This window comes from Actinomadura sp. KC216 (assembly GCF_004348535.1).
In the GTDB taxonomy this organism is placed as follows: domain Bacteria; phylum Actinomycetota; class Actinomycetes; order Streptosporangiales; family Streptosporangiaceae; genus Spirillospora.
In genome coordinates, this window is the sequence record NZ_SMJX01000328.1 from 1 (window position 1) to 9,002 (window position 9,002).

The window sequence follows — 9,002 nt, forward strand, 5'->3', positions numbered from 1 at the left end:
GTCTAGCGCTGGTGCGTGGACTTCCTGCCGATTCCTACTAGGGCGCGGCGGGGGACCATTATGCGCCAGGTGGACGAGTGGTCGACGTATTCGGTGATGCACTCCAGCGACGTCCCGTCTCCGTTCGGGTAGCGGAATATCGCCTTCGCCAGTTCGGCCGCCCAGCGGAACTTCTCCGGTGGCGCGAGCGGTTCCGGCGTATCGTGCAGCCCGTACATGTCGACCAGATATTCGCCCAGCCGCAGTTCCGCCTCGTCCGGGGTGCCGCCTGTGGCCAGGTAGGGGTCATCGATCTCGTTGACCTCGACGGACTCGAACCCCGCGGTGACCAGGTAATCGCGGATCTCGTCGTGGGTGAAGTGCGCGTACCGGTGGCCGGTCGGCGAGTACCGGTCCACCACCTCGCCGAACCATTGATCGACCGGTGAACCGACGGGAAAGTCGTGCAGGACGAACGTCCCCCCTGGGCGCAGTACACGGTACGCCTCTTCCGCCACGCGGAGCCGGTCGGCGGGATCGATGTGGTGGGTGCCGTACGCGAGAAGGACCGCGTCCACCGACTCCGAGCGGAACAGCAGGTGCTCGGCGCGCTGGAGGAGTGCGGGGACGCCTGACGCCCACGCCGCCTCTACCATGTGCGGGGAGGCGTCACAGGTGATGATCTCGGCGTCGGAGATGCCGAGCAGCTCGCTGACCCGCGACAGCAGGCCGTCCCCGCCGAGCAGGTCGAGGACGGTCTGCCGCCCGCTCGGCCGCCGGACCAGGTTCAGCAGCCGCTCGATTCCGTGGAGGCGCGCCTCGATGTTGAGCGACTGCGCCCGGACGTAGCTCGGGCCGCGTCCCCCGTCCGTCTCCGCCGCGAAGTCGTCCCGTTCGGGTGCGGGTTCGCCGAGGCAGTGGTCGACCCGGCGGGGGTCGATGCGGCCATAGATCTCCGGGCGTTTCAGGCGCAGTTCTTCGACCTGGCGGCGAAGGTCGTCTCCGGGTATGCGGTTCTTGCTGCCAATATCCGGGATCATGACTTCCTGGTCCTTTCCTCAGGTCGCCGTGCCAGTTCTTCCAGTAGTCCGGTGAATTGTTCTCGCAGGCTGTCGCATCCCTTTTGGGAGGTGTGGATGAACGTCGCTCCGATCCTTCCGAAGGGTTCCAAGGCGGTCCAATAGTGCGGGATGACGCCGCTGGCCCTGCGGAAGTCGAACGAGACGCCGGGATGATGCTCGAGACGGTGGATGAGCCTCTCCGGTGTGATCCCTCTGTAGGTGTCGGAGAGCAGGCGGTCCGTGGCGGCGTAGCAGATCTCCGCGCCGCCGCGGGTCAGGCGGCTGTCGTCATGCCAGGTGCCGGGGACGAGGGCCCGGACGGTCCGGTGCGGGTGGGTGGTGCCGGTCTGCCGCAGGTTGATCTCCGTCGCGTTGATCTCCCAGGGCGCCCCGGCGGGCCGGTGGGCGACGAAGTCCACGCCGACATGACCGCGGACTCCGGCGTCGAGCAGCAGTTCCCCGACGCGCCGGGACAGCCCGATGACCGTTTCCCGGTAGGCGGGGTCGGCGGGGAACCTGCAGCCCACGACCTCGGACGCGTCCCCCAGTTCCTGATCGTGCGTCGCGAGCAGCCGCACTCCGCCGTGGATCAGGAGCAGTGCGCTCGGTGACCGCGTCAGGCCCGTCTCCGGCCCTTCCAGGAACTTCTCGACGATGGCGCCGTGCTCCGCGACACCCCGCAGATACTCGGCGCGGGAGATGTCGGCGGCCAGCGGTCTGAGGCGGTGGTGCAGCCGTGCCCGGATCTCGGCGGGGTCCGCCCCGGCGAGGTCGACCAGCGCGTTCCCGTGGCCCGACCCGCAGCCTTCGTTGATCTTCACCAGCCACCGGCCGGGGCCGTGGCGCGAGGCGAGGCCGGCCAGCCGGTCGGCGAGGGTGCTCATGTCCCGGGTGGCCTCGTAGGTTCCGGGCGGGTGTGGGATCCGGGCGTGCCGGAAGATGCGCCGGCTTCCGGCCTTGGTGCCTAGGGCGAGCGTCCGGCTGGGAGTCTCTGCGGAGTCCAGGCCGAGCGCCTCGGCCAGTTCGTCCATCCGCGCACTGGACTGGTAGCAGGAAAGGCGCTCGACGATGTGGCCGTGGTGGCGGGCCAGGGAAATCACCGAGCGGATCCGGCGCAGCAGGAGCGGCCTGGCGAGGAACTTCTCGCTGAGATGCCGTTCGGAGGCGTCGTCCAGGTCGATCAGCACGTGCCGCTCGTGGCGGTCCCGGAGGACGGAGTCCGTGCCCGGGTGCAGTCTGAGCAGGTGCTGGATCACCGATGCCGGGACCTTCGGCGCCTGGAGCATGACCAGCGCCAGGTCGGGGTCCGTGGCGACGCTCAGCGACTCCCACAGGCTGCGCACGCACGAGAGCCAATGCCCGGTGCCGTGCTCCATCTCCAGGAGGGAGAACTCCTGGGACGGGCAGCAGACGCGAAGCCTCAGCCTGGGGCGGGCCCGCAGAAGGCCCTCCAGCCGCTCGATTCTCTGGCCGATCTCGTCCCGCGTCATGGCGCGTCTCCGGCCGCCTGGGAGAGCTCCTTATGGGCTCGCGCGGACCGCACGATCTCGTCCGAGAGCTCGACCATCGGCGCAAGGTCGGGGCCGAACGCCGCGGCCGTGTCCGCAAGGAGGGCGTCGAAGCCGCCGCGGTCGTTCCTGGCGACCGTCTCGTCCAAGGCGGTGAGGGCGTCGCGGACGACCGCGCGTGCCTCGGCGCCGTACGGGTTGTCGCGCTGGATGTGCCAGTAGGTGCCCGGGTCGCGGGTCACGATCCGGGCGAGCAGTGCCATCAGGGCGCGCTGGGGCGGCGTCGACGGGCCGCCCGGTCCGTGGTGGCCGGGCCGGCGCAGCGTGGCGGCGTAGGCCAGCAGCGCCGCGTGGACGGCGACCTGGGCCGCGGCGGCATGCCGGTCGTGCTCGTCGGCGCTGAGCTCGGTGACCTGCGCGCCCGTCGACTGGAGGAGCGGACGGAACGCGGCCGTGCGCGGGCCGTCGCGCAGGGGGATGGCGATGACGTGCTGCCCGGCGAAGCCGACGTCCGGGGCGAACATCGGCTCCAGGCTGAGAAGTTCGACGTCCGGGCGGATACCGGCGGCGATGGCGGCGTACCGCGACTTCACCGAGGTCGTGTCGACGACCAGCGCCCCTGCGGGCAGGGCGCCGACGAGCGGTTCCAGGGCGGGGTACAGCGCCGCCTCCGGTAGGCAGAGGACGAGGACGTCGGTGCGGGAGAGCTCGGTGAGCAGCGCGGGCGGCGGGGCGGCGGCGTCCGCGACGAACCAGTGATCCCCGGGACCCTCCGGGGGCAGGCGGTCGGTACCGGTCACCACGCTGCCGTGGGCGGCGAGCAGGGCGCGGAACGCCCGGCCGAATCCCCCCGCGGCCCCGGCCACGACGGCGCGCGGGAAACACGGCGTGCTCATCGGCGACCTCCGGTCGATCGTGCTCGGGCGGCGTCACGTCCGCTCATCAGCGCGGTTCCCTCCGGTGACCAGTCGGCATCGGGCCTGAGCCGGGACGGTTCGGCGGGCGGTACGGGGACCTCCAGCGCGTGGAGCGTTCCGCACATCCGCTCGAAGATCATGAACGTCATGTCGGCCAGCAGGCGCTGCACGGGTCCCCGGGTGGCGGGACCGCCGCGCGCGACGCGCCGGTGGAGCGCGTCGAAGCGGCCGGTGGTGGCCGAGTCCCGGCCCAGGTACGACTCGCGGAACGCCGGATACACGCGCCGCGCGCACGCGGCCATGATCGCGTGCACGCTCGATGTGTCGTCGGCCTGCCAGAACAGCACTTTCGGGGCGCCGGTGAGGTCCGGGGGAAGCCACCGCCGGGCGGCGTCGCGCACGATGCGCTTGTTCCAGAACAGCTCCGGATGCAGGACGGGCGGGATCGCCGCGAGGAACTCGACGAGGCGATGGTCGAGGTAGGGCACCCGCGTCTCGACGCCGAAGGCGGCCGCGACGCGGTCCTCGTTCCACAGATTGTGGGATTGCAGCGCCGTCAGCCGGGCCAGCATCTCGCAGTGGAACGGCGCGTGCGCCCGCTCCCCGGCCGCGGCGGCCGCGCGCACCCGGGGTTCGAGGGAGTCGGCGACGTAGTCCCGCCAGGCCCGGCGCGGCGAGCTGAACGAGGTCGAGTAGCCTCCCGCGAACTCGTCGGCGCCCTGCCCGACCAGGATCACCTTGAGTCCGGGCTGGACGGTCTTGGCATAGCGATGCAGCTCGAACTTGAAGAACAGCTCGGGCGCGAACCGCGGCGCGTCCATCGTCCAGACAAGCTCTTCGAGGCTCGCCAGCGAGAAGTCCAGCTCGTCGGCGAAGGTCGCCCGGTCGTAGCGGACCGGGTGGAACGGGAGGCCGAGGGTGCGGGTCAGCCCCGCCGCGCGCGCCATGTCGCCCGTGGCGATCGTGGTGGCCTCGCAGACCGAGAAGCAGTGCGGCCTGGCGGTCCGCGCCGCCGCGGCGGCGACCAGTGAGGAGTCGAGGCCGCCGCTCAGGAAGACGCCGACGGGCGCGTCGGCTTCGAGGTGCAGCCGGATGCTCTCGTCGAGAAGGTCGGCGTACTCGCGCACGTAGGTCTCGGGAGCGCGCGGCGCCGTCTCGCGCGAGCGCGCGATGGCGGGGAGCAGTGACCAGTAGCGGCGCGGTGCCCCCGCACCGGTCGCACCAAGGCTGAGCGTCTCCCCGCCGCCGAGCATGGAGACGCCGCGGACGAAAGTCGGCACCCGGTCGTAGTTGACCGCCGTGTACTTCTCGCCGCCGATGTAGCCGTGGTCCAGGTCGGCGTGCTCGACCTCGCGCGGGCAGTCGGGGTGGGCGAGCAGCGCCGTGAGCTCGGACGCGAACAGCAGGCCGTCGCGAAGCCTGGCGTAGTACAGCGGCTTGATGCCGAGCCGGTCCCGGGCGATGAGGCCGCGGCGGTGCTCACGGTCCCACACCAGCAGCGCGTACATGCCGCGGAGCCGCTCCAGGAAGGCCGCGTCGCGGGTCTCCTCGTACAGGTGGACGACGACCTCGCAGTCCGAGCGGCCGGCGAAGGCGTGGCGGCCGGCCAGCCCGGCCCGCAGCGCGGCGTGGTTGTAGATCTCCCCGTTCACGGCGGCGACGATCGTGCCGGTCTCGTCGTACAGCGGCTGGCGGCCTCCCGCGGGATCGTTGACGGCCAGCCTGCGGAAGACGAAGGACAGCACCCCGTCGTCGTAGATCCCTTCGTCGTCGGGGCCACGGCGGGCGAGCTGCGCTCCCATCCGGTGCAGCAGCGCGCGCCGTTCCTCCACGGGCAAGGGAGCACCGTCCCAGCGCAGCCACCCGGCGAAGCCGCACATGGCCTCAGCCCTCCGCACCGGCGGCGGCGAGCCTGCCCGTCACCGCGTCGATCACCGCGCCGACGAAGTCGGCGCCCGCGAGGCGCTGCGCGCCGCGCAGGCCGCCGGGCGACCAGAGGCCCGCCTCAAGGATCTTGCCTCCGACGATGTCCAGCGCTGCCAGGAACATGCCGTCGGCGGCCAGGACGGGCCCGGCGGCCTCGGCGATCTCGTGGAGGACCTCCGCCGTGCCATCGTCCGGATCCGGTGCGGCGATCGTTCCGGCCACGCCGAAGTTGCTGCGGATCTCACCGTCGCGCGGGAGAAGGCGCATCGCCGCGATGCTGCCGCCCGCCGTCAGCGGTTCACCGTCGAGCATGAACAGCCGGTGGGAGCCGCGCTCGTTCGCCGGCAGGTACTCCTGCACGACGGCATACCCGTGCGCGGCGACGGCCTCGAAGATCGGCCGCACGTTCGGGTCCCCCCGGACGAGCAGGAAGACGCCCTGGCCGCAGCAGCCGTGCAGCGGTTTGAGGATCGCGTCCCCCGCGAGGTCGCCGACGAACTCGCGCACGGCGTCCACATCACGGGTGATCAGCGTGCGCGGCCGGAGCCGTTCGGGGAACCGGAGCGTGTAGAGCTTGTCGGGACCGGCCAGGGCCAGGCCGCGCGGATCGCTGAGCACGACGACGCCGCTCCGGCGCGCCAGCTCGCCGAAGAGGTGGCCGACCGGCTGCGCCCACGGCCTGCGGAGGGCGTCGAACGCGGGGGTGTTGCGCAGCATGAGCACGTCGAGCTTCTCGACGGCCAGGGGTTCGGGCACGGTCGCGACGACCTTGCGCAGAAAGTCGGCCGGGCCGTCGTGCGGGCTCCTGACGTGCCGCGCGACGGCGTGCATCCGCCCGTCCGGCGCCACCGTGAGCCCGTCGATGTCGACGTAGGCGACGTCGTGGCCGCGCCGGGCGGCCTCGCGTGCGAGCGCCGTCGTGGTGTAGATGTCCTTTTCGTCGGCGACGGCGCTGACCAGGAAGGCGATCCTCACCGCACCGGCTCCGAGATCATCATCTCCAGGCGGGCCCCGTCCCGGCCGGTGAAGTACGGATGGGTTCCGAGCAGCCTGAGCCCGGCGTCGCGGATCATGCGGCGGAAGTCGTCGGCGGCCGGGCGTGCCCGGACGTCGTAGGGCTCGCTGACCTCGGGCGGGATGAAGACGAGGGCGTCGGACGGGTTCACCTCGGAGATGAACAGGCGGGCGTCGGGGGTCAGGAAACGCGCGATACCGCCGTAGAAGGCGCGGTGCGCACGCCACTGCGGATCGCGCGGGCGCAGGTCGTCGTCCGTCAGGCGCCGCGTGGTCGGGTGCCGCGGGTTGAGCGCGACGAAGTTGGGCGGGTTCGCGACGACCAGGTCGAAACGCGCCGCCGGGTCCAGCGGCGCTAGATCGGGGCCGGTGGCCTGGCTGACCCGGTCCGTCAGGCCGTGCGCCCTGGCCGTGAGCGCGGCGCACGCGCTCGCCGCCGGGTTGATGTCGCACAGCGTCAGCCGCCGGCAGAGGCCCGCCGCCAGCAGCGCGAAGCCGATGAACCCCGGCCCGGCGCACCATTCGAGCGCGTGATCGTAGACCGGTTTCACCGAATGCCGCGTCACGCAGTCCACGAAGGCCGGGGTCAGGCGGGTTCCCCCGCCGTCCAGCTCCTCCCGGTAGCGGACCGCGACGTCGCCGTACCGCCAGGTGCGCAGCTCGCCCGGCCGCCGCGCCGGCGTCAACGCGGCGTCATCGCGGCCCGACCCCTGCCTCGTGCGCTCAGACATGGGCCTTCTCCGCCGGGCCTTCGATGACGAACGCCTTCTCCGAGTACGGCCGTTCCTGCCAGGCCAGCAGCGCACGCACGATCCCCTGCGCCTTGAGGACGATCTCGTCCAGCTCGGCCTGCGGATCCGACAGCGCGACGATCGCGCCGCCGATGCCGATGCTCGTCCGCTCGGGGGTCGCCACGGCGGTGCGGATCACGATGTTGAGATCGGCCCGGCCGTCGGCGGACAGGTAACCGAGCGATCCGGAGTAGACGCCGCGGGCACCGCGTTCGAGACCGTCGAGGATCTCCATGCTGCGCAGCTTGGGCGCCCCGGTCATCGAGCCGCCGGGGAACGCCGCGCGCAGGCAGTCCAGGACGCCGAGACCGTCGGCGAGCCGCCCGCGTACGGTGCTCACCATCTGGTGCACCGTCGAGTACGACTCGATGTCCATGAGCAGGGGCACGTCCACCGTGCCGATCTCGCAGACGCGTCCGAGATCGTTGCGCAGCAGATCGACGATCATCAGGTTCTCGGAGCGGTCCTTGACGCTGCCTCTCAGCAGGTCACGGGCCAGCTCGTCGGCGACCGGATCGGCCTGGCGCGCCTCGGTGCCCTTGATGGGCTTGGACGTGACGAAGCGCTCCGAGTCGACGCGGAGGAAACGCTCGGGTGAGGAGCAGAGGATGGCCATGTCCCCGAATCGCAGGTAGGCGGCGTACGGGGCCGGGCTCACCCGGCGAAGCACGCGGTACAGATCCAGCGGCGCCGTGATCGGCGCGGTGGACGCCTGCGTGGTCAGGCACAGCTCGTAGCTCTCTCCGGCGCGGATCGCCTCCAGGCACGCGTCGATGTCGCGGAGATAGGCGCCCGGTTCCCGGTCGAGCCGGAGCACGAGCGGATCGGCGAACGCCTCCGGCGGCGGTGCCGGTGGTGGAGCGGGCCGGACGCGGCGGACATCCCGTTCGACGGTGTCCAGCCACGCGCGGCACGCGTCATCGCCGGTGCCGTCGTCGCCGGCGCCGTGGGCGAGGGCGACGGCGTGCACGACTCCCTGCTCGTGGTCGAACGCGAGCACCCGGTCGGCCAGGATCCACTGCGCGTCCGGCAGGCCGGAGCGGTGCGCGTTGACGCTGCCGCAGTCGGCCTTGACCTCGTACCCGAAGTAGCCGACGAACCCGCCCACGAAGGGCAGGGTGAGCCGGGACGCGTCCGCCTCCACACGCTGGAGCTCCTCTGCCAGGACGTCGAACACGCAGGCGCGCCGCCGCTCCTCCCGGTCGCCCCGGCGCAGCGTCACGCACCCGCGCTCGACGTCGTAGGACAGGCACAGGCCGCCCTCGCGCGCCGCGCCGATGAAGCTGTAACGCGACTGCCCCCGTTCGACCCGGCTGCTGTCGAGCCAGAACGCGGTCTCGGCGTCACCGTAGAGGGCGACGAAGACGTCCTCGGCCTCGGCGGACGTGGCCAGAACACGATGATGCACGCGGGACCGGACGGCCGCGCGCCGCCCATCACCGGCCGGTGCCGCGGACGGGACGGTGACCCCGGCCAGGTCCAGGAAGTTGGCGACGAGCCGGTCGCCGTACGCGGTGCAGATCGACTCCGGGTGGAACTGCACCCCCCACGCCCTGCGCTCGCGATGGCGCACGGCCATCGGGACCCCGTCGGCCGTCCAGGCGGTCAGTTCCAGGACGTCGGGGAGCCGGCCGACCGCCGCCAGGGAGTGGTAGCGGACCGCTTCGAACCCCTGCGGCACGCCCGCGAAGATGTCGCGGCCGCTGTGCATGATCTCGCTCGCCCGCCCGTGCACCGGGTCGATCCGATCGACCCGCCCGCCCGCCGCGTGGACGAGGGCCTGGTACCCGAGGCACACGCCGAGCG

The 9,002-nt window shown here is 72.0% G+C and carries 7 protein-coding genes; all 7 read right to left on the reverse strand.

The window, feature by feature from the left end; translation table 11 throughout:
* Positions 1–2: 2 nt before the first annotated feature.
* On the reverse strand, positions 3–1,019 hold the full coding sequence (locus E1264_RS35510) for a class I SAM-dependent methyltransferase (RefSeq protein ID WP_165964548.1): 1,017 nt from the start codon (positions 1,017–1,019) through the stop codon (positions 3–5).
* Positions 1,016–2,530, reverse strand: a complete 1,515-nt coding sequence (locus E1264_RS35515) for a hypothetical protein (RefSeq protein ID WP_132180732.1) — start codon at positions 2,528–2,530, stop codon at positions 1,016–1,018. The genes E1264_RS35510 and E1264_RS35515 overlap by 4 nt, the downstream gene beginning before the upstream one ends.
* Complete coding sequence (locus E1264_RS35520) at positions 2,527–3,444, reverse strand: prephenate dehydrogenase/arogenate dehydrogenase family protein (RefSeq protein WP_132180734.1); 918 nt, start codon at positions 3,442–3,444, stop codon at positions 2,527–2,529. The genes E1264_RS35515 and E1264_RS35520 overlap by 4 nt, the downstream gene beginning before the upstream one ends.
* Complete coding sequence (asnB, locus tag E1264_RS35525; RefSeq protein WP_132180736.1) at positions 3,441–5,345, reverse strand: asparagine synthase (glutamine-hydrolyzing); 1,905 nt, start codon at positions 5,343–5,345, stop codon at positions 3,441–3,443. The genes E1264_RS35520 and asnB overlap by 4 nt, the downstream gene beginning before the upstream one ends.
* Positions 5,346–5,349: 4 nt before the next feature.
* Positions 5,350–6,366, reverse strand: a complete 1,017-nt coding sequence (locus E1264_RS35530; RefSeq protein WP_165964549.1) for a glutathione synthase — start codon at positions 6,364–6,366, stop codon at positions 5,350–5,352.
* Entirely contained in the window at positions 6,363–7,136 is a 774-nt protein-coding gene (locus tag E1264_RS35535; protein WP_132180740.1) for a methyltransferase, read from the reverse strand. Before E1264_RS35535 ends, E1264_RS35530 begins: the two co-directional genes overlap by 4 nt.
* A partial coding sequence (gene pabB / locus E1264_RS35540) for an aminodeoxychorismate synthase component I (RefSeq protein ID WP_132180742.1) occupies positions 7,129–9,002 on the reverse strand: 1,874 nt, incomplete at its 5' end. The genes E1264_RS35535 and pabB, both read right to left, overlap by 8 nt.